The sequence below is a fragment of the Micromonospora sp. WMMC250 genome, assembly GCF_027460215.1.
Lineage (GTDB): Bacteria > Actinomycetota > Actinomycetes > Mycobacteriales > Micromonosporaceae > Micromonospora > Micromonospora taraxaci.
Window position 1 is genome coordinate 5565045 of record NZ_JAPZBJ010000002.1, and the last position, 19631, is coordinate 5584675.

Consider the following 19631-nt stretch of genomic DNA (forward strand, 5'->3'; position numbering starts at 1 on the left):
GTTGAGCCGCGTTCTGGTGGTCGAGGACGAGGAGTCGTTCTCCGACGCCTTGTCGTACATGCTCCGTAAGGAGGGTTTCGAGGTTTCGGTCGCCGCGACCGGGACCGACGCCCTCACCGAGTTCGACCGGACCGGCGCCGACATCGTGCTGCTCGACCTGATGTTGCCCGAGATGTCGGGCACCGAGGTCTGCCGGCAACTGCGGCAGCGGTCGGCCGTGCCGATCATCATGGTCACCGCCCGGGACAGCGAGATCGACAAGGTGGTCGGGCTGGAGATCGGCGCCGACGACTACGTCACCAAGCCGTACTCGCCGCGCGAGCTCGTCGCCCGGATCCGGGCGGTGCTGCGCCGGCAGAGCCCGGAGGTGGCCGAGGCGGGTGCTCCCACCCTGGCCGCCGGGCCGGTGCGGATGGACATCGAGCGGCACGTGGTGACCGTCGACGGTGGGGCCGTGCAGCTGCCGTTGAAGGAGTTTGAGCTGCTGGAGCTGCTGCTGCGCAACGCGGGCCGGGTGCTCACCAGGGGCCAGCTCATCGACCGGGTCTGGGGGGCCGACTACGTCGGTGACACCAAGACGCTGGACGTGCACGTCAAGCGCCTGCGCTCCAAGATCGAGCCGGAGCCGTCCGCGCCCCGTTTCATCGTCACCGTCCGGGGTCTGGGCTACAAGTTCGAGCCGTGATCGGCGTACGCGAAGGGGGTCTGCGCTCGGCGCAGGCCCCCTTCGGTCTGTTCCCGCTCGGTCAGCGGACGACCTTGATGTTGAAGTCGGCGGTGTCGAGCCGGCCGTAGAGCCGCAACCAGAGCGGCAGCAGCATCTCGGTGCCCCGGGCGGTGGAGAGGTCACCGAGGTCGATCACGTCGGTGTGCCCGAAGCTGACGAGCAGCCCTGTGACGATCCGCTTGGCCTCCTCGTCGTCGCCCGAGACGAAGACGCTGTGCGCGCCGTCGGCGAGCCGGCGCGGGTGCACCATCAGCTCGGCGGTCATCGTGTTGAGCGACTTGACCACCTTGGCTTGCGGAAACTCCCGCTGGATCCGCTCGGCGAGGGAATCGGTGTTGTGCACCGTCAGGGTGGGCGGGAAACCCACACCGAAGTCGAGCGGGTTGGCGATGTCGAGCAGGACCTTGCCAGCCAGGTTCGCCGCGCCGGCCGCGGTGAGCGCCGGCAGGGAGCCGCTGCCACTGGTGGCGTTGACCACCAGTTCCGCGTCGGCGGCCGCCGCGGTCAGGGTCGCCAAGCCGACCCCAGGGTGTTCGGCGGCCCAGGCGGCGTAGGCGCCGGCCCGGGTGGCCGCGACGTCACGGGTGCCGATGGTGACCTGATGGCCGAGCTCCGCGGCGCGGGCTGCGACAGCCTGTCCGACCGAGCCGGTGCCAAGAACCGCGATACGCATGTCGATCGATCCTCCGTTGTGGGCGGGAAGAGTGGGCTCGCGTCGATTTCCCGCAGACTAACAGACAGGTCTGTCTACTGCTGTCCCGAAAGGACGGCTGCGCGCCTGGACCGGCGAGGCGGACCGATCGGCGGGTTGGACTTCTGTTCTCGCCCTGTCGAGCTGCCCCGGATCTGGGGCAGCTCCAGCGCAGGGGGTTCTCGCGGGAGAGCTGCCTGGATCGCGGGGACCCTCACCGTTCCTGGCAGATCGTGAGCGGTTTCAATCCCTCCCGCCCGAAGCGCCGCCCCGGACGCGGGGCAGCTCGACAGGGTCCACGGGAGGTGTTGGGGTTGGGCTGCGGGTCGGCACAAGGTGCAGACGGAACTGTCTGTAGGATCGCGCCTGCTACCACGCCTTCGAGGGAGTACCGATGTCCGTGCAGCGCACTCCGGCCGGCGGGGCCCGGGACCGGATCCTGGACACGGCGTTCCGGCTGTTCTACGCGCACGGGCCGCGCGGCGTAGGGGTGGACACGGTGATCGCCGAGTCGGGCGTGGCCAAGGCGACGCTCTACAAGCACTTTCCTCGCAAGGACGATCTCGTGCTGGCGTACCTGGATCGGGTCGACCAGGCGTGGTTCGGCGCGCTGCGCGCCGCGGCGCGGGACGCCGGCGACGAGCCGCGGGAGCAGTTGGTCGGCATGTTCGACGCGTTGGCGGGCGCGTGCCGCCGGGACGGCTACCACGGGTGCGCGTTCATCAACACCGCCGCCGAATCACCTGACGGAGGCCGGGTGCACGCCCGGACGGTGGAACACAAGACCGTGGTGCGTGCCTGGGTGACCGAACTGGCCCGTCAGGCGGGTGCGGCCCAACCAGAGTTGCTTGCCCGGCAGCTCACCCTCTTGCTGGACGGCGGGCTCGCCAGCGGTGTGCTGGACGCCGACCCGTTGATCGCCGACGCGGCCCGGCGCAGCGCCCGCACCCTCGTCGACGACGCCCTGCGCTGATCAGCTACAGCTCGTCGGCGGGGTGCGGGGCGACCATGCCCTGCCGGGTCCGGGCCGCGCACAGCTCGGCCAGCCGCTCGTACGCGGCAGCGCCGATCAGCGCGGTCAGTTCCGGCCCGTACGACAGGTACATCGGCTCGGTGCCGACGTGCGCGTCCGTCGAGGAGGTGCACCACCAGTCCAGGTCGTGCCCGCCGGCTCCCCAACCCCGCCGGTCGAACTCGGACAGGGTGGAGACCAGGACCTTGGAGTTGTCCGGCCGCTTGACCCAGTCCTGATCGCGGCGGATGGGCAGTTGCCAGCAGACGTCCGGCTTGTATTCGAGCGGGTGGACCCCGTCGCGCAACGCCTGTGCGTGCAGGGCGCAGCCGCCGCCGCCGACGAAGTCGGCATCGTTGAGGAACACGCACGGACCCTCGGTGCCCTGGGTGGCGGTGCGGCGGGCCGGGGTCTTGCCGTCGATGGTGTCCTCGTCGGTCCAGTTCTTGAACCCGCGCTGAAAGTGCTGCCAGGTCGCCGGGGTGAGCCGCTTGACGGCGCTGCGGACCCGCTTCTCGTCGTCGGAGTCGGTGAAGAACGCTCCGTGCGAGCAGCAGCCGTCGGCGGCGCGGCCGGCGATGATGCCGTGGCAGCCCTTGCCGAAGATGCAGGTCCAGCGGGACAGCAGCCAGGTCAGGTCGGCGCGGATCAGGTGCGTCTCGTCAGCCGGGTCGGCGAACTCGATCCACTCCCGGGGGAAGTCCAGTGGCACCTCGCGGCTACGGGGATCGCCCGGGTCGTCCACCAGCACACGGAGCTCCATCGTCACCCGGCCCAGCGTACGCGCGGTGTGGTCGGCAGGCCGGCGAGCCGCGCAAACGTGTTGCGCCTAGGGTCTTCATCATGCGACTGGGTGTCCTCGACGTCGGATCCAACACGGTGCACCTCCTCGTGGTGGACGCGCATCACGGCGCGCACCCGTGGCCCGCGCACTCGGAGAAGGTGGTGCTCCGGCTCGCCGAGCAGATCGGCCCCGACGGGGCGCTGGCCGAGGCGGGCGCGGACGGCCTGGTCAAGGCCGTCGGCATGGCCAAGGCGGCGTCCGCCGGCTTGGAGGCCGACGACCTGATCGCGTTCGCCACGTCCGCGGTGCGTGACGCCACCAACGCGGCCGACGTGCTGGCCCGGGTCCGCGACGAGACCGGCGTACGCCTGGCGGTGCTCTCCGGGGCGGACGAGGCGCGCATGACGTTCCTGGCGGTCCGGCGTTGGTTCGGCTGGTCGGCGGGGCGGCTGCTGGTGCTGGACATCGGCGGCGGCTCCCTGGAGATCGCGGCCGGGATCGACGAGGACCCGGACGTCGCGATCTCGCTGCCGCTCGGCGCCGGCCGGCTGACCCGGGAGCGGCTGCGGGTCGACCCGGGCAGCGCGGCGCCGCCGTCGGCGGAGGCCGTGGAGAAGCTCCGGGAGTACGTCGAGGGTCGGCTGGACAAGGTGGCCGATCAGATCACCCAGGTCGGCTGGGACCGTACGGTGGCCACCTCGAAGACGTTCCGCACCCTGGCCCGGCTGGCCGGGGCGGCGCCGTCCGGTGCCGGGCTGTGGGTGCGGCGCAGCCTGACCCGCGCCGGTTTGCGGCAGGTGATCGGGTTCATCCGGCACATCCCACCGGCTCAGCTCATGGAGCTGGAGGGGGTCAGCTCCGGTCGGGCCCACCAGTTGCTGGCCGGCGCGGTGGTCGCCGAGGCGGTGATGCGGAGGCTGGACATCGACTCGCTGGACATCTGTCCGTGGGCCCTGCGTGAGGGGGTCATCCTCCGCCGGCTCGATCAACTCGAACCGATCTGATCGGACTTCCGGTTTCGGATGGTTTGCTGGCGCTCGTCACGATGTCCTGTGCGCCGCCCGGCTACGCTGGCTGATGTGACTTCCCGCGTTCCCGTGCTCCTGTCCAGCTCGTCGGTCTTTCCCGAGCCGACCGCGGCGGCGTTCCAACTGGCTGCGGCACTCGGGTACGACGGCGTCGAGGTGATGGTCTGGACCGACGTGGTCAGCCAGGACGCGGGCGCGTTGCGCGGCCTGTCGGAGCACTACGGTGTGCCGGTGCTCTCGGTGCACGCGCCCTGCCTGCTGGTCACCCAGCGGGTGTGGAGTCCGGACCCGTGGGAGCGGCTGCGCAAGGCCGCCGAGCTGGCCGAGACGTTGGAGGCGCCGACCGTCGTGGTGCACCCTCCGTTCACCTGGCAGCGGGACTACGCCCGCAACTTCGCCGAGGGGTTGGCCACCGTGGGGGACCGGTTCCCCGGGCTGCGGTTCGCGGTGGAGAACATGTACCCGGTGCGGATGGCGGGGCGGCAGTTCGTCCCGTACGTCCCCGGCTGGGATCCCACCGACACCGGCTACCCGGCGTACACCCTGGATCTTTCGCACTGCGCGGCCTCGCACAGCGACCCGCTCGACATGGCCGACCGGATGGGCGCCGGGCTGGCGCACGTGCATCTCGGTGACGGCACCGGCGAGGGACGCGACGAGCACCTGGTGCCCGGTCGCGGCACCCAGCCCTGCGGTGAGCTGCTCTCCTCGCTGGCCGGGCGTGGCTTCACCGGGGCGGTAGCGGTGGAGGTCGCCACCCGGGGCGCGAAGAGCCGCGCGGTGCGCGAGGCGGACCTGCGTGCCGCGCTGGATTTCGCCCGCCAACACCTGACCGCGTCGTCCCCGGTCGACGCCTGACCGGCCCGGCCCGAAGAGGGCGGTGTCAGCTCACCGGCGAGAGCGACTCGACGCCGCCAGTCGGCTGCGCCGCGACAGGCACCTGCTCACCGACCGCCGCCCGCTTGCGGGCCCGGTGCGCGGCAACGTGCGAGCGGGTGGCGCAGCGCTCGGAGCAGAACCGCCGGCAGCAGTTGGACGACGTGTCCAGGTAGACGTTGCCGCAGCGCTCGTCGGCGCAGACCCCGAAGCGGGCGCTGCCGTACTCGCACAGCCAGACCGACAACCCCCAGGCCGCGCCGGCCAGGTATTCCGCGCTGACCGACGCGCCCCGGCTGGTCACGTGCATGTGCCAGTCGCTGGAGTCGTGCCCGGAGATGCGCGGCTGCACCGGGAACGCCTCCAGCAGCGCGTTCAGCTCGGTCACCGCCTGGGCGTCGCGCCCCGAGGTGCCGTACTCGAAGACGTCCCGCAGTCGCTTCTGCGCCCGCCGGAAAATCGCCACATCACGTTCCACGACCTCGTCGCTCATCCAGGAGTGGTCCTCGGTGAAGAGGGCACGCAGGTCGTCGAGGTCGTCCAGGCGGGCGTTGACCAGGTCAACACCGGTCCGGGCGTACGCGTCGAAGTTCACGCCCCCAACGGTAGACGACTCACGGGGTGCGTGGCGCGTCGATGTAGTGCGGCAGGAACCGCGCGTAGCCGTCGGTGATCAGGCTGGCGCTCTCCCGCACCCCGACCCCGGCCGACTCGCCGTCGACGATCCAACTGCCCAGCACCACCCGGTTGCCGGAGAACTGCGGTAACGCTCGGAACTCCTGGTAGCACCAGCCCTCGTCGCCGTAGATCCCCGGATTGTGGATCTCCTCGTCGGCGGTGACGATGCGTACCGAACCGCCCTCCCGGCCGAGCAGCGGCTTGGCCACGTACTCCGGCATGCCGCGCGGCGAGTCGAGGTAGGCCGGGAGCAGGTACTCGTGGTCGGGGTACAGCTCCCACAGAACGGCGAGCAACGCCTTGTTGGACAGCAGCAGCTTCCAGGCCGGCTCGATCCAGGTGGTCGGGGTGCCCGGGGCCAGTGCCGCCGGCCCGTAAGGCTCGGCCAGCATCCACTCCCACGGGTAGAGCTTGAAGCAGGTGGTCACCGGCTGGTCGTCGGCGTCGACGAAGCGCCGGCCGTCCCAGCCGATCTCCTGGATGGGCTGCAACGTGACGCTCAGGCCGGCCTGTCGGGCCGTCTCGGCGAGGTAACCGGCGGTCATGTGGTCCTCGCCGGACTCCTCCTCGTTCGACCAGAGCACGTGCACCCGGGGCTCGTGCAAGCCGGCTCCGATCTTCGCCCAGGTGCCGACCAGCCGCTCGTGCAGGCTGTTCCACTGGTCAAGTTCCGGTCGGCTCTGCTCCAGCCAGTACCACTGGATGATGCTCGCCTCGACCAGCGCGGTCGGGGTGTCCGCGTTGTACTCCAGCATCTTCGGGGGCCAGGTGCCGTCGTACGCCAGGTCGAAGCGCCCGTAGAGGGTGGGTGGCGCCTCGCGCAGCGATCTGGCCACGGCGTCGGCCGCCCAGGCCGGGATGCCGAACTCGGCGTACCGGCGGTGGGCCACCACGTGTTCGGCGGCGGCCACCGACATGCGGTGCAGCTCCTCGGTGGCCTCCTCCAGCCGCAGCACCTCGTCCAGGTCGAAGGCGTACGCGGCCGTCTCGTCCCAGTACGACATGATCCCGCCGTCGGGCAGTTCGGTGTCGACGTAGATCAGGCCCTGCTCCCGGATGCTGGTGTTCCAGTCGGGCCGCGGGGTGACGGTCTCGCGACGCATCTCAGCCGCCGCAGGCGGCGAGGTGGGTGCCGAACCCGCCGCGGTCGGGCAGGGCGGCGGTGGTCGGCTCCGGGGCGCCGCGACCGGCGGCCGGGTCGGGGACCCGCATCGCCAGCGCGACGGTGTCGCCGCCGCCGACCGGCCCGAGGGCGCAGTCGTCGTCATCGTCGTCGTCCGAGGTCATGTTGCAGCCGGAGAGGGCGAGCGCGAGAGCGGTGAGCGCGCCGAGCTGCACGGAGGCCGACCGGAGCCGGCGGCGGGGGCGTTGGTCCACGGCATCGTTGTAGCCGATGCGCGCCAGCGGCGCAGCCCCGGCCGCCCCTCGGCGGAGGGCCCGGCAGGGGCGTTACGCTCGGCTCATGCTCCGTTCCGTCATCCTCGCCGCCTCCCGGTCATCCCAGGTCGAGCGGCTCGTCGCGACCGCCCCGTACACCCGGGACGTCGTTCGCCGGTTCGTCGCCGGCGCTGCCACCGACGACGCGTTGCGCGCGACCCGCGGGCTCGTCGACGACGGCCTCGCGGTCACCCTCGACCACCTCGGTGAGGACACCGTCACCCCCGAACAGGCCATCGCCACCCGTGACGAGTACCTGAAGTTGCTGAAGTTGCTCGCCGCCGCCGGGCTCACCCCGGCCGCCGAGGTCAGCGTGAAGCTGTCCGCGCTCGGCCAGATGTTCGACGAGCAGTTGGCGTACGACAACGCGCGGGCGATCTGCACGGCGGCCGACGCGGCGGGCACCACAGTCACCCTGGACATGGAGGACCACACCACCACGGATTCGACCCTGGAGGTGCTGAGCCGGCTGCGCAAGGACTTCCCGTCGACGGGTGCGGTGCTCCAGGCGTACCTGCGCCGGACCGAGTCGGACTGCCGGGAGCTCTCCTCCGCCGGCTCGCGGGTGCGGCTGTGCAAGGGCGCCTACAAGGAGCCGGAGTCGGTGGCGTACCAGTCGGCCCGTGAGGTGGACAAGTCGTACGTGCGGTGCATGAACATCCTGATGTCCGGCGACGGTTATCCGATGTTGGCGACCCACGACCCTCGGATGATCGCCATCGGTGAGGACCGGGCTCGGTGGTTCGACCGGGGGCCGGAGCGCTTCGAGTTCCAGATGCTCTACGGCATCCGCCCGGAGGAGCAGGCGCGCCTGGCCGGCGAGGGTTACACGGTTCGGACGTACGTCCCGTACGGCGACGAGTGGTACGGCTACCTGATGCGCCGGCTCGCCGAGCGCCCGGCCAACCTGGTCTTCTTCGGGCGGGCTCTGATCTCCAAGAAGTAACACGGATGCGGTCGACGGGCCGGCGGTGACCTCTGTGGTCCCGCCGGCCCGTTCGCGTGTGCGCCTTGTCGAGCATGGCTAAGCATGTTAGCTTTACGGCTATGACAACTAGCCAAGTTCGCCGCGACGGCGGCCACATCGCGTACGAGGTGCACGGCGAGGGTCCTCTGGTCGTCCTCTCGCACGGCATGGGAGAAAACCGGGCGAGCTACCGGCACCTGGTGCCGCTGCTGGTCGCGGCCGGCCACCGGGTCGCCTCGGTCGACGTCCGGGGTCACGGCGAGTCCAGCGTCGGCTGGCCCACGTACGCGCCGGCGGAGGTCGGCGCGGACCTGCTGGCCGTGGTCCGCGACATCGACGCCGGTCCGGCCGTGCTGGTGGGCAGCTCGTCCAGCGCGGCGGCGGTGGTCTTCGCGGCGGCCGACGCGCCCGAGTTGGTCAGCGGCATCGTGCAGGTCGGCGCGTTCGTCGGCCAGCGCAAGCTCAACCCGTTGGTGCGGCTGGCGATGTGGTCGGTGCTGCACAGCCCCCGACTGTTCGGGATGTTCCACAAGACGCTGTTCCCGGTGCACCGACCCGCCGACGACGCCGCGTACCGCAGCTCGATGGTGGCCAACCTGCGCGAGCCCGGCCGGATGGCGGCGATGCGCGGCGTGATCGTGCCGGTCGAGCCGCACTGGACGGCCCGCGCCGCCCAGGTGCGGCAGCCGGTGCTGGTGCTGATGGGCGCCAAGGACCCGGACTTCCCCGACCCGGGGGCCGAGGCGCGAGCCGCCCGGCGGCTGTTCCGCACCGCCGAGGCCCGGATGATCGAGGAATCCGGCCACTACCCGCACGCCGACCGGCCGCAGCGCACGGCCGACGAGCTGCTCGGCTTCCTGGCGGTGTGCACCGGTGCCTAGGGTCGGCCTCAACCAGCAGACAGTGGTGCGGGAGGCCGCCCGGCTGGCCGACGAGGTCGGCTACCAGCAGCTCACCCTGGCCGCGCTCGCCGGCCGGCTCGGGGTGGCGCTGCCCAGCCTCTACAAACACGTGCGGGGTGCGGACGCGCTGGCCCAGAAGTTGTCCGCCCTGGCCACCGCCGAGTTGGCCACCGAGCTGACCACCGCCGCCGTCGGTCGCTCGGGTGGGGACGCGTTGCGGGCGATGGCCGACGCCTACCGCGACTACGCCCACCGGCATCCCGGCCGCTACCCGGCGACGCAGCAGGTGCCCGACCCGACCGATCCGGAGCACGTCGAGGCGGGCGAGCGCGCGGTCGGCGCGATCTTCGCGGTGCTGCGCGGGTACGGGCTCACCGGCGACGACGCCGTGGACGCGACCCGTGCCCTGCGCAGCGCCCTGCACGGCTTCGTCGCCCTGGAGGCCGCGGGCGGCTTCGGCCTGCCCCGCGAACTCGACCGCTCGTACCACCAACTGGTCGCCAGCCTGGACATCTCGTTCCGCTCCTGGCCGGTCACGGACGCGTGAACGGACCGGCCCGGGGCGGCCTCGCCCCGCTCAGGGAATGGTCGTACCCTTCGGCGGGTGACTGACGGGGTGCAGCAACGGCCGGCACCACGGCGGCTCTGGCCGCTGTGGACGGTGTTCCTGGTGGTCGTCGTGCTGCTGGGCTGTGGCGTGCCGGCGGTGCTCGTCGTCGGAGTGATCCGGGAGAACGGCGCCCGCGCCACGTTCAGCCGAGCCGGCGTCTCGACAGCCGACGATCCCGCCACGGTGGCGGCCCGTGCGCTCGCCGACCGGATGACAACCCAGCTCAATCTGCAGTCCACCGCGCTGCTCGGTGGGGACCGCGCCGGTTTCCTCGCCGTCGCCGACCCCGCGGCACACGGTGACCTGCGCCGACGCTTCGCCGCGCTCCGCGGGCTCAAGGTGACCGTCTGGCGGGCCGAACCGAGCGGTCTGCCCGCACCGGTCGTCGGCAAGCCGGGGGAGTGGCGGCTCCTGGTGCGCTTCCAGTACTGCTTCGTCGCACCGAACTGCCGGCCCAGCCCGGTGCTGGTCGGCACCCGTTGGCGGGAGAACGGCGACCAGCCCCGACTGGTCGCACTTGAGGAATCGAAGTCGGTGGAGACCGGCACCCGACCATGGGAGATCAGCGATCTGGCCGTGGCGGTCGGCGCGCGGACCATCGTCGCCACCACCCCCGCGTTGCGCGGCAAACTGCCCGGCCTGCTCACCCAGGCCGAGGCGGCCGCCAAGGTCGCCGACGGGTACGCGCTGACCGGCTCGCCGCCGGACCGCTACCGGATCTTCTACGCCGGCCCGACCGAGTGGCAGCGGTGGTACGGCGGCGACCGGCCGGAGTGGACCGGAGGCTACGCGGTGACGGTCGGCGGCGGCCACCACGAGGTGGTGCTCAACGCCGAAGGGCTTTCCAGCAGCGGTACTGACGACCTGCTCCGGCACGAGCTGACCCACGCGGCTTCGTTGCCCGAGCGCGGCTACCCGGGCAAGACGACCTGGTGGCTGGTGGAAGGACTGGCCGAGTTGGCCGGTGCCGGTGGTCAGGCGGTCGACAGGTACGAGGGCATCCCCGAGGTGCGCAAACTGGTCCGGGGCGGTTGGGACGGTCAGCTGGCGGGCGTCAACCCCGCCGACGACGCCTCGGCCGAGCGGGTCGCCGGCAGTTACGGCGTCGGCTACCTCGCCGTCCGGCACCTCGTCGACAGGTACGGGCCGCAGTCGTTGCTCGCCTTCTTCAAGGCGGTGGTGCACGAGCGCGACACCCTCGACGTGGCCGCCGAGCAGGCGTTCGGTGAGAAGTGGTCGACGCTGCACGACGAGTGCGTCGCGTACATCCGCGCCGTCACCGCCTGACGGGCTGGTCGGCGGTGTGACGGTCGGTCGTACCATCGATGGGTGCGCCGCCCCCAGTTGCCGCGGCCGGCCGGCACCACGCGGCCCCGCCTGCTCGTCGCCCTGACCGCCGTCGCCGTCCTCACCGCCACCACCGCCGCCTCCTGCGGCGACGACGCCCCGGACCTCGCGTTGGCGTCCGCGGCCCGCAACCCGGTCAGCGAGGTGATCGACGCGCCGGCGACGGTGACCGCCCGCGCCGCCGCCACCCTCACCGCTCCCGCCGACGGCACGCTGGCGAGCCTCCGTGTCCAGCCCGGCCAGTCGGTGAAGCGCGGCCAGATCCTCGCCGTGGTCGACTCGCCCTCCGCCCAGCAGCGGCTCCGGCAGGCGAAGGAGGCCCTGAACGCCGCGAAGCGCGCCGGCCGGGGTGTCTCCACCGGTGACCTGACCAGCAGCCGACGCGGCACGGACAAGGCCGCGAACGAGGCGTTCGACGCCGCCCGCGACGCCGCCGAGAAGATCGCCGACCCGCAGGTGCGCGGCGCGCTGCTGACCCAGGTGACGTCCGCCCAGCGGCAGTACACCGCCGCCGCCCGCAGCGCCGACCAGGCCGTGCGCGCCGTCCAACGGGGGATCAACGGGTTGAGCTCCGCCGTCGGCGCGCTCTCCGCGGCGCAGCGGCTCCAGGCCCAGCAGGGGTACGACCTGGCGAAGGCGACAGTGGACGCGTTGACGCTGCGCGCTCCCATCGCCGGCGTGGTGCAGCCGGGCGGTACCCGGGCCGGCGGCAGCCCGACCGGTGGTCTCGCCGGGCTGTTGGAGCAGGCCGGCGGCGCTCAGACCGCCGGCCTCGACCCGTCCGCGCTGGCCCCCGGCCAGGGCGGGCCACCTGCCGGGGTCGACGACGCGGTGGCGGTCGGCGGCCGGGTCACCGCCGGCACACCGGTCCTGACCGTTGTGGACACCGGGCAGCTGGGGCTGCTCGCCGAGGTGGACGAGACCGACGTGCTGCTGGTCAAGGCCGGCGTGACCGCCACCGTCGAGTTGGACGCCGTCACCGGGGCCAGCTACGACGCCACCGTCCGCTCCGTCGACGTGCTGCCCACCAACTCCGCCCAGGGCGGGGTCACCTATCGGGTACGCCTCGCCCTGGGCACCGGGAAGCTGGCCGAGGACGAGCCGGCGCCCACGCCCCGCCCGGGCATGAACGCGATAGTCCACCTGCGGGTACGCGAGGCCGCCGACGCGGTGACCGTGCCCGCCTCGGCGGTGTTCTCCGCCGACGGCCGCGACGCGGTCTGGGTGGTCCGCGACGGCAGGGCCGGGCGGGCGGCGGTGACAGTGGGCGTCCAGGGGTCCGATCTCGTGCAGATCCTCAACGGTGTCCAACCCGGGGACCGGATCGTGGTGCGCGGCACCGACCAGGTCCGTGACGGTCAGGAGGTGCGGTGACCGTCGCCCCGCCGGCGATCGAGGCGGTCGACGTGTCCCGCACGTACCACCTCGACGGGGTGTCCGTCGAGGCGCTGCGCGGGGTGTCGCTGGTCGTGCGACCGGGGGACTACGTGGCCCTGGTCGGCCCGTCCGGCTCGGGCAAGTCCACGCTCATGCACCTCCTCGGCGGGTTGGACCGCCCCACCGGTGGCCGTCTGGTGATCGGTGGGCGGGACGTCAACACCCTGGCCCCACCGGAGATGGCCACCCTGCGCAACGAGACGATCGGTTTCGTCTTCCAGGCGTTCCACCTGCTACCGCGTACGTCGGCTGTGGAGAACGTGGCACTGCCGCTGGTCTACCGGGGTGTGTCGGCCCGGCGACGCCGGGAGCGGGCGGCGGCGGTGCTCGGCCGGGTCGGCCTCGGGCACCGCCTGGACCACCGGCCCAACCAGATGTCCGGCGGTGAGCAGCAACGGGTAGCGATCGCCCGCGCGCTGGTCACCGAGCCGACAGTGCTGCTGGCCGACGAGCCCACCGGCAACCTGGACAGCGTCACCGGCGCGGCCGTGCTGGAACTGCTGGAGCGGTTGAACGCCGAGTCCGGGGTGGCACTGGTGATGGTCACCCACGACCAGGAGGTGGCGGCGCGTGCCCGCCGCCGGATCACCATGCGCGACGGGGTGGTGGTGGCGGACAGCGACGACCCGCTCTCCGCCCATGATCGACCGCCGTCCGTCGATCACGGTCGACCTGCGACACTGGTCCCCGCTCCCAGCGCGGAGCCCCGGTCCGCGTCCGGAAGCGGCCCGGGGCACCCACCCGGTGGCTCCGGTGGCGCCGCCGGAGCCACCGGGTGCCTTCCGCGCGAGGTCGAGCAGCGCGACGCCGCTGCCGGTCAGCTCGACATCGAGCGGCCCGGCGGCGCGGCGTGAGGGTCGCCGAGGCGTGGCGCGTCGCGCTGGACGCCCTCCGCGCCAACCGACTGCGCAGCTCCCTCACCATGCTCGGGGTGATCATCGGGGTGGCCTCGGTCGTCCTGCTGGTGGCCATCGGCACCGGCACCAAACAGAAGGTCGAGCAGCAGGTCGAGGGCCTCGGCTCCAACCTGCTGCTGGTCGTCCCCGGCCGGATCGAGGTGGGCAACGCCCCGGTGGTGTCGCCGCTGACCCTTCGCGACGTGGACGCCGTCAGCCGCGTGGTCGGCGACCCGGACCGGGTGGCGGTCACCGTCGCCTCCGGGGCGACCGCCCGAGCCGGAAACCGCTCCGACTTCACCACGGTGCAGGGAGTGCTGGAGACCACCCCCGCGGTGTTCGCCCGCTCGCTGGCCCGTGGTCGCTACCTCACCGGCACCGACGTGGACACCAGCCGACGCGTCGCGGTGCTCGGCGACTCGGTCGCCCGGGCGCTCTTCCCCGACCGGGACCCGCTCGGCCAGCAGGTGGCGCTGGCCGGGGTGCGGTTCCGGGTGATCGGGGTCTTCGCGCCGCTGGGGCAGAGCCTCGGCGTCGACCGGGACGCAGAGGTGCACGTGCCGGTGACCGCCGCGCAGCGACTCTGGGGCACCCAGCGGGTGGACGGCATCGCCGTGAAGGCACCCGACCGGGAGCGGATCGACGAACTGGGCGAGCGGATCGTCGCCGAGCTGAACCGCCGCCACCCCGACACCGAGTTCAGCGCTGTCACCCAGCAGCAGATCCTCGGTGTGCTCGGCGACATCCTCGGCGTCCTCACCGGCGTACTGGCCGCCATCGCCGGCATCTCCCTGCTCGTCGGCGGCGTCGGTGTCTCCAACATCATGCTGGTCAGCGTCCGGGAACGGACCCGGGAGATCGGTCTGCGCAAGGCGGTCGGCGCGCGTCCCCGCGACATCGGTGTGCAGTTCCTGTTGGAAGCGGTGCTGCTCACCACGATCGGCGGGCTGGCCGGAATGGCGTTTGGGGTGGGGACCGCCCTGCTGGTCGACGCCCTGTCGCCGATCCCGGCCGCGATCAGCTGGTGGTCGTTGGCGCTCGCGTTCGGCGTGTCAGCTGTGGTCGGCATCGTCTTCGGGGTCGTCCCCGCGCAGCGCGCCGGTCGCCTCGACCCGGTGGTGGCGCTGCGCGCCGAGTGAGCAGTGGCGGAACAGACGGGACGGCGGCCTCAGGTGGGCGGAAACCGGAAGCACGGATCGGGTGAACCGGCGAGGAGAAACATGATCAGTTGTACGAAGGGATCGCGCCGGTCACAACCGCCCCGCTACCGTACTGGTAACACGCGCGTCGTCGGCCCGGCCCGGAGCATCCGTCGGGTTGGCACGCGCCGGGCATGGGATGGGTCGGTGAGCCATGGCCGGGTCGCAGTCCGACGGACGGCTGTCGGAGGTCAAGTTCCTGACCGTTGCCGAGGTGGCGACGGTCATGCGGGTGTCGAAGATGACGGTCTATCGCCTGGTGCACAGCGGTGAGCTCACCGCCGTCCGGGTCGGCCGCTCATTCCGGGTGCCAGAGCATGCGGTGCACGAATATCTCCGGGGTGCTTTTCAGGAGACCGCCTGAGCCACCGCCCCGCCCTCCGACTGCCATCTGATCGGCATCGGTGAGCGCGAGGAATGAGCTTGCGAGCCCCGCAGTCGCGAGCGAAAGGCGGCTCCGACGGGGGCGCGTTGGTCCGGCTGACGCTGTCCAGCTACCCTGGAGTCCGACCGAGACCCCACCGGTGCGCCCCGCCGCCCAGACTGGTCCGGTCCCTTGTCCGCAAGCGGTCGCCGTCGCCACCTGCGTGGTGTCATCCGGTCCGCCCCGCACGTTGTATCGAAAGGCTGTCGTATGGGCTCGGTGGTCAAGAAGCGCCGTAAGCGCATGGCTAAGAAGAAGCACCGCAAGCTGCTGCGCAAGACCCGCGTCCAGCGTCGCCGTCTCGGCAAGTGATCGCCGCCGGGCTCACCGCCCGGCGCTCGGCGTCACTTGCCCAACTGTCGATCCCCGGAGGCTCAGGTGATCAGGCCGTGGTCGTCCCGGCTCGGTCCTCCCTGCCGGGGTAGGTGCGTCAGATGACCCCCGGTAGCACCTCAGGTGCTCCGGGGGTCGTCGTCGTCACCGGGGTAGGCCGCTACCTGGGTGCCAACGTGGCGGCCCGACTGGCCGCCGACCCCCGGATCGAACGGGTCATCGGGGTGGACGCCCCGGACTCGGGCACCGAGTTCACCGACTTGCTGGACCGGGTCGAACGGATCCGCCTCGACAGCGACTCGCTCGGCGGCCTCCTCGCCGACCTGGACGTCGACGCGGTGGTGCACCTCGCGCTGGTCAGCGCCCCCGACCAGCAGCACGGTGGTCGGTCGGCCATGAAGGACCAGAACGTCATCGGCACCATGCACCTGCTGGCCGCCTGCCAACGGGCGCCCCGGCTGCGCAAGCTCGTGGTCCGTTCGTCGACCGCCGCGTACGGGGTCTCGTTCCGGGACCCGGCGGTCTTCACCGAGGAGACCGAACCGCGCGAGGTGCCACGTGGCGGGTTCGGCCGCGACATTCTCGACGTCGAAGGCTACGTTCGCGGCTTCCGACGCCGCCGGCCCGACGTCACCGCGACGGTGCTGCGCTTCGCGCCGTTCATCGGTTCGACCGCCGACACCACGTTGACCCGCTACTTCGCGCAGCCGTTCGTGCCGACCGTCTTCGGCCGTGACCCCCGCCTGCAGTTCCTGCACTTCGACGACGCGTTGGAGGTGCTGCACCGGTCGATCGTCGAGGACCATCCCGGCACCTACAACGTCGCCGGTCCGGGGGTGCTGTCGCTGTCGCAGGCGATCCGGCGGGCCGGCCGGGTGGCTGTGCCGGTGCTGGAACCAGGTCTCTCCGGTGCCGCGGCACTGGCCCGCACCATGGGCTTCGGCCGTTACGGCCTGGACCAGGTCGACCTCTTCGTGCACGGCCGGGTGGTCGACACCAGCCGGCTGGAGCAGGAGTACGGCTTCACGCCGCGTTCGACGGCCGAAGCGTTCGAGGACTTCATCCGCGCCCACCACGGTGGGGTGGTGGTCACCCGGGACCAGTTGGCAGTTGCCGAACAGCTCGTCCGGGACGGCATTCGGCAGGTCCGCGCGGCCGTGACGGACCGCACACCATGACGGGGCCGGCGGAGGGACGTGACCCGCAGGGGGTCGGGCGTTTCGACGTACCGCAGCAGTCGCCCGCGCCGGACGCGGAGCCGGCGCGGCGGAACGGGCATCGGCCGGTCGCGCGGGTCGCGCCGACCCCGACGACGCCCGCCGACGAGGTCGACACCGCGGCCACCGACGAGCCCGTGGCGAACGCGGGCGACCCGGCGGGAGCCCGGACGCCGGGTGGCACCGAGCCGGCCGTGGCGGATCGGCCGGGTGACCACTGGGACCGCAAGGTCGCCAACGGCCTGGCGTTCCTGCGTCGGCGGCTGTCCGGTGACTACGAGGTCGACGAGTTCGGCTTCGACTCGGAGTTGACCGACGCGGTCTTCCACCCGCTGCTGCGGCTGCTCTACCGGGACTGGTTCCGCACCGAGGTCAGTGGTGTCGAGCATGTGCCGGTCGACGGGCCCGCCCTGGTGGTCGGCAACCACTCGGGGACGGTGGCGCTGGACGCGTTGATCCTCTCGGCGGCGCTGCACGACAAGCATCCCGCGCATCGCTACCTGCGGCTGCTCGGCGCCGACCTGGTCTTCCGGATGCCGGTGGTCTCCGAGATCGCCCGCAAGACCGGCGGCACGGTGGCCTGCAACCCGGACGCGGAGCGGCTGCTCGGCGGGGGTGACCTGGTCGGCGTGTTCCCCGAGGGCTTCAAGGGGATCGGCAAGCTCTACGCCGACCGGTACAAGCTGCAACGGTTCGGGCGGGGCGGGTTCGTCTCGGCGGCGCTGCGCACCGGCACGCCGATCGTGCCGGTCGCCATCGTGGGTGGCGAGGAGATCTACCCGATGCTGGCCGACATCAAGCCGCTGGCGCGGCTGCTCAAGCTTCCGTACTTCCCGGTCACGCCGACCTTCCCGTGGCTCGGGCCGTTGGGCATGGTGCCGCTGCCGAGCAAGTGGCTGATCGAGTTCTGCCCGCCGATCCCCACCGCCCACCTGACCGACTCGGCGGACGACCCGCTGGTGGTGTTCAACCTCGCCGACCAGGTGCGGGAGATTATCCAGCAGACCGTGCACACGCTGCTGGAGCGACGGCCCGACCCGTTCGGCCCCTGAACGAGCGGCGGCGGCGCAGCGTGCGTCAGCCGGCGCGACGGCGTCGCTGGAGGGCCAGGCCGGCGGTGACCGCCCCGGCGACCAGCCCGGCTGCCGCTGTCGACGGCACCGCGATCTTCACCGCCCGACGGCCGGTGCGGAAGTCCCGCACCTCCCAACCGTGCCGGCGGGCCTGCCGCAGCAGACTGCCGTCCGGGTTGACGGCCACGGCCCTGCCGACGGCGGAGAGCAGCGGCAGGTCGTTGGCGGAGTCGCTGTAGGCGGCGCAGCGGGTGAGGTCGAGCCCTTCCACCGCGGCGAGTTGGGTGACCGCCTCGGCCTTCGCCGGCCCGTGCATGAGGTCGCCCACCAACCGCCCGGTGTACGCCCCGTCCAGCACCTCGGCCACCGTGCCGATCGCACCGGTGAGACCGAGCCTGGCGGCGATCACCCGACCGATCTCGACCGGGGCGGCGCTGACCAGCCACACCCGCTGGCCGGCGTCCAGGTGACGTTGTGCGAGTTGGTGGGTGCCGGCCCAGATCCGCGGCGCCATCATCTCGTCGAAGATCTCCTCCGCGAGGTGCTCCACCTCGTCGACCCGCCAGCCCTGCACGAAGGCCAGCGCGGCCTCCTTGGCCAGTGACATGTCACCTGCGTGCTCCCGGGCGAGCAGCCGGAACCGGAGCTGCTGCCAGGCGAATCGGGCCAGGTCACCGGTGGTGAGGTAGTTGCGGGAGGCGAGCCCACGGGCGAACCAGTAGATCGACGCGCCCTGCATCATCGTGTTGTCCACGTCGAAGAACGCCGCAGCCGCCGTGTCCGGTGCGGTGGCCGGGGCCAGGTCGGTCTCCGCCCAGCCCGCAGTGTGCCCCTCGGCGTCGGTGCTGACCGTCACCTTACGGCTGCGCGCCACGCGACTCCCTTCACCGGTACGACAGATGCCTCCCAGCGAGGGTATCCGCCGCAGACGGTCGACCGGCCGAGCACACAACGAACTGTGGCGCGGCCGGTCGGACGTGCGGTATAGGGATCAGCGGGACCCGGGGCAGGCCTTCGGGTCGGGCCCGAGGGTGTCGCTGGTGGTCGGCGCCGGGAGGCCGCAGGCGATAGCCGCGCGCAGCGAGTCCGAACGTTCCCGGATGTCGTCCAGGAGGAGCAGCGACCGCTGGGTGCGTTCCCGGTCGGCGCGGGTGCTCCCGTCGAGCAGGCCGCTCACCGCGCGACGTTGGCCTGCGACGAAGGTGTTGAGGGTGTCCAGGCTGCCCGGCTCGGCCCGCTGCACCGCGGCGGAGGTGAGCAGGCGTACGCCCTGCCGGGTGTCGGCGTCCATGTCGTCGAGGACCGCGCTGTAGCCGATCCGGTCGCCGCGCAGCTTGGCGGCTTCGCCGAGCCTGGTCCGGGCGAAGTCGAGGAAGAGCTGGCCGCGGCTGATGTCCGAGCTGGCCAGGGCGAGCTGGGCGCGTTCGGTCGAGCGCTTCATGCCGTAGAGCGCGTCGCCGGGCACCGCGTTCTCGCTGGCGGCGGAGATGCCGGAGACGGCGATGGCGCCGGCGGCGATGCCGACCAGGATCGCGCCCCGGGCTCGGGCCCGACGCGCGGTGACCGCCGGTAGCAGCCGCCCACGGGTCGTCGTGGTGGCTGGTTCGCCGGCCGCTGGTGCGGTGCCCAGCCCTTCCCGTTCGGCCGTCGCGAGCAGCATCGCCCGCAGGCCGGTCCGGAATTCCGGGTTCACCTCGACAGCCGGGGGATCGACGCTGAGGCGCTGGCCCACCGCCACGAGTGGCGCGAGTTGGGCGTCCACCCGCGATCGCACGTGGTGCCGGCGAGCGCCGTTGGCCTCGTCGAGAAGCTGCGCGAAGCGCTCGGCGCGCCGGCGGGAGAAGAGGATGTCGTCCACCGCAGGCACCTCCTCTCGCTGGTCACGGCCGGTCGGCCGCCGTCGTTGCCAGCGACCGGGCGGCAGTGTGACACCACGGAGGTGAGGTGCCGCCGGCGTACCGGTGGGACCTCGGTGCCCGGGCCTGCCGGGACC

22 protein-coding genes are annotated in these 19631 nt (G+C 72.2%); 15 read left to right on the top strand and 7 right to left on the bottom strand.

Annotated features, from left to right (window positions below; genetic code table 11):
• Position 1 precedes the first annotated feature (1 nt).
• Positions 2-685 carry a response regulator transcription factor gene (locus O3438_RS25150; protein WP_030329696.1) on the top strand — a complete coding sequence of 228 codons (684 nt, stop codon included), beginning with the start codon at positions 2-4 and terminating at the stop codon, positions 683-685.
• Between the two features lie 61 nt (positions 686-746).
• Here the strand turns inward: O3438_RS25150 and O3438_RS25155 are convergent, their stop codons facing one another.
• A complete protein-coding gene (locus O3438_RS25155; RefSeq protein ID WP_269682195.1) occupies positions 747-1400 on the bottom strand; it encodes an NADPH-dependent F420 reductase in 654 nt (217 codons plus the stop codon).
• Between the two features lie 412 nt (positions 1401-1812).
• Here O3438_RS25155 and O3438_RS25160 point away from each other — a divergent pair, with 412 nt between their 5' ends.
• Positions 1813-2391, top strand: a complete 579-nt coding sequence (locus O3438_RS25160; protein ID WP_269682196.1) for a TetR/AcrR family transcriptional regulator — start codon at positions 1813-1815, stop codon at positions 2389-2391.
• 4 nt (positions 2392-2395) lie between these two features.
• Here the strand turns inward: O3438_RS25160 and O3438_RS25165 are convergent, their stop codons facing one another.
• A complete protein-coding gene (locus tag O3438_RS25165; RefSeq protein ID WP_269683749.1) occupies positions 2396-3193 on the bottom strand; it encodes a hypothetical protein in 798 nt (265 codons plus the stop codon).
• A gap of 80 nt (positions 3194-3273) precedes the next feature.
• On the opposite strand from O3438_RS25165, the gene O3438_RS25170 reads away from it, so the two are divergent.
• Positions 3274-4218: a Ppx/GppA phosphatase family protein gene (locus O3438_RS25170; protein ID WP_269682197.1), complete on the top strand. Its 945-nt coding sequence runs from the start codon at positions 3274-3276 to the stop codon at positions 4216-4218.
• A 75-nt stretch (positions 4219-4293) separates the two neighbouring features.
• On the top strand, positions 4294-5100 hold the full coding sequence (locus O3438_RS25175) for a sugar phosphate isomerase/epimerase family protein (RefSeq protein WP_269682198.1): 807 nt from the start codon (positions 4294-4296) through the stop codon (positions 5098-5100).
• A gap of 25 nt (positions 5101-5125) precedes the next feature.
• Here O3438_RS25175 and O3438_RS25180 read toward each other — a convergent pair whose 3' ends face one another.
• The 3 genes from O3438_RS25180 to O3438_RS25190 are packed head-to-tail and all read right to left on the bottom strand — an operon-like array spanning position 5126 to position 7173.
• On the bottom strand, positions 5126-5713 hold the full coding sequence (locus O3438_RS25180) for a CGNR zinc finger domain-containing protein (protein WP_269682199.1): 588 nt from the start codon (positions 5711-5713) through the stop codon (positions 5126-5128).
• A gap of 19 nt (positions 5714-5732) precedes the next feature.
• Positions 5733-6899 carry a glutathionylspermidine synthase family protein gene (locus tag O3438_RS25185; RefSeq protein ID WP_269682200.1) on the bottom strand — a complete coding sequence of 389 codons (1167 nt, stop codon included), beginning with the start codon at positions 6897-6899 and terminating at the stop codon, positions 5733-5735.
• Between the two features lies 1 nt (position 6900).
• A complete protein-coding gene (locus O3438_RS25190) occupies positions 6901-7173 on the bottom strand; it encodes a hypothetical protein (RefSeq protein ID WP_269682201.1) in 273 nt (90 codons plus the stop codon).
• A gap of 85 nt (positions 7174-7258) precedes the next feature.
• Here O3438_RS25190 and O3438_RS25195 point away from each other — a divergent pair, with 85 nt between their 5' ends.
• The 11 genes from O3438_RS25195 (at position 7259) to O3438_RS25245 (ending at position 17617) form a co-directional block, all read left to right on the top strand.
• Entirely contained in the window at positions 7259-8179 is a 921-nt protein-coding gene (locus O3438_RS25195) for a proline dehydrogenase family protein (protein ID WP_269682202.1), read from the top strand.
• A gap of 101 nt (positions 8180-8280) precedes the next feature.
• On the top strand, positions 8281-9081 hold the full coding sequence (locus O3438_RS25200; RefSeq protein WP_269682203.1) for an alpha/beta fold hydrolase: 801 nt from the start codon (positions 8281-8283) through the stop codon (positions 9079-9081).
• Positions 9074-9649, top strand: a complete 576-nt coding sequence (locus O3438_RS25205) for a TetR/AcrR family transcriptional regulator (RefSeq protein ID WP_269682204.1) — start codon at positions 9074-9076, stop codon at positions 9647-9649. Before O3438_RS25200 ends, O3438_RS25205 begins: the two co-directional genes overlap by 8 nt.
• Positions 9650-9706: 57 nt before the next feature.
• Entirely contained in the window at positions 9707-10999 is a 1293-nt protein-coding gene (locus O3438_RS25210; protein WP_269682205.1) for a hypothetical protein, read from the top strand.
• 42 nt (positions 11000-11041) lie between these two features.
• Positions 11042-12433, top strand: a complete 1392-nt coding sequence (locus O3438_RS25215; protein ID WP_269682206.1) for an efflux RND transporter periplasmic adaptor subunit — start codon at positions 11042-11044, stop codon at positions 12431-12433.
• Positions 12430-13350, top strand: a complete 921-nt coding sequence (locus O3438_RS25220) for an ABC transporter ATP-binding protein (RefSeq protein WP_269682207.1) — start codon at positions 12430-12432, stop codon at positions 13348-13350. Before O3438_RS25215 ends, O3438_RS25220 begins: the two co-directional genes overlap by 4 nt.
• A complete protein-coding gene (locus O3438_RS25225) occupies positions 13347-14531 on the top strand; it encodes an ABC transporter permease (protein WP_269682208.1) in 1185 nt (394 codons plus the stop codon). The genes O3438_RS25220 and O3438_RS25225 overlap by 4 nt, the downstream gene beginning before the upstream one ends.
• A 214-nt stretch (positions 14532-14745) precedes the next feature.
• Positions 14746-14955 carry a helix-turn-helix domain-containing protein gene (locus O3438_RS25230; RefSeq protein ID WP_007465625.1) on the top strand — a complete coding sequence of 70 codons (210 nt, stop codon included), beginning with the start codon at positions 14746-14748 and terminating at the stop codon, positions 14953-14955.
• 270 nt (positions 14956-15225) lie between these two features.
• Positions 15226-15327 carry a 30S ribosomal protein bS22 gene (locus O3438_RS25235; protein WP_007465623.1) on the top strand — a complete coding sequence of 34 codons (102 nt, stop codon included), beginning with the start codon at positions 15226-15228 and terminating at the stop codon, positions 15325-15327.
• A 122-nt stretch (positions 15328-15449) separates the two neighbouring features.
• Positions 15450-16526 carry an NAD-dependent epimerase/dehydratase family protein gene (locus O3438_RS25240; RefSeq protein ID WP_269682209.1) on the top strand — a complete coding sequence of 359 codons (1077 nt, stop codon included), beginning with the start codon at positions 15450-15452 and terminating at the stop codon, positions 16524-16526.
• Entirely contained in the window at positions 16523-17617 is a 1095-nt protein-coding gene (locus tag O3438_RS25245) for a lysophospholipid acyltransferase family protein (RefSeq protein WP_442929656.1), read from the top strand. Before O3438_RS25240 ends, O3438_RS25245 begins: the two co-directional genes overlap by 4 nt.
• 25 nt (positions 17618-17642) lie before the next feature.
• Here O3438_RS25245 and O3438_RS25250 read toward each other — a convergent pair whose 3' ends face one another.
• Together O3438_RS25250 and O3438_RS25255 are read right to left on the bottom strand one after the other, a co-directional pair.
• On the bottom strand, positions 17643-18512 hold the full coding sequence (locus tag O3438_RS25250; RefSeq protein ID WP_269682210.1) for an HAD family hydrolase: 870 nt from the start codon (positions 18510-18512) through the stop codon (positions 17643-17645).
• Between the two features lie 117 nt (positions 18513-18629).
• On the bottom strand, positions 18630-19505 hold the full coding sequence (locus tag O3438_RS25255) for a DUF5667 domain-containing protein (RefSeq protein ID WP_269682211.1): 876 nt from the start codon (positions 19503-19505) through the stop codon (positions 18630-18632).
• Positions 19506-19631: the final 126 nt, after the last annotated feature.

Excerpts from the sequence above, each read along its gene's own strand:
- O3438_RS25230 (WP_007465625.1), top strand. The coding sequence starts at position 14,746 with ATGGCCGGGTCGCAGTCCGACGGACGGCTGTCGGAGGTCAAGTTCCTG.
- O3438_RS25245 (WP_442929656.1), top strand. The coding sequence starts at position 16,523 with ATGACGGGGCCGGCGGAGGGACGTGACCCGCAGGGGGTCGGGCGTTTC.
- O3438_RS25155 (WP_269682195.1), bottom strand. The coding sequence starts at position 1,400 with ATGCGTATCGCGGTTCTTGGCACCGGCTCGGTCGGACAGGCTGTCGCA.
- O3438_RS25185 (WP_269682200.1), bottom strand. The coding sequence starts at position 6,899 with ATGCGTCGCGAGACCGTCACCCCGCGGCCCGACTGGAACACCAGCATC.
- O3438_RS25235 (WP_007465623.1), top strand. The coding sequence starts at position 15,226 with ATGGGCTCGGTGGTCAAGAAGCGCCGTAAGCGCATGGCTAAGAAGAAG.
- O3438_RS25240 (WP_269682209.1), top strand. The coding sequence starts at position 15,450 with ATGACCCCCGGTAGCACCTCAGGTGCTCCGGGGGTCGTCGTCGTCACC.
- O3438_RS25160 (WP_269682196.1), top strand. The coding sequence starts at position 1,813 with ATGTCCGTGCAGCGCACTCCGGCCGGCGGGGCCCGGGACCGGATCCTG.
- O3438_RS25195 (WP_269682202.1), top strand. The coding sequence starts at position 7,259 with ATGCTCCGTTCCGTCATCCTCGCCGCCTCCCGGTCATCCCAGGTCGAG.
- O3438_RS25170 (WP_269682197.1), top strand. The coding sequence starts at position 3,274 with ATGCGACTGGGTGTCCTCGACGTCGGATCCAACACGGTGCACCTCCTC.
- O3438_RS25200 (WP_269682203.1), top strand. The coding sequence starts at position 8,281 with ATGACAACTAGCCAAGTTCGCCGCGACGGCGGCCACATCGCGTACGAG.
- O3438_RS25165 (WP_269683749.1), bottom strand. The coding sequence starts at position 3,193 with ATGGAGCTCCGTGTGCTGGTGGACGACCCGGGCGATCCCCGTAGCCGC.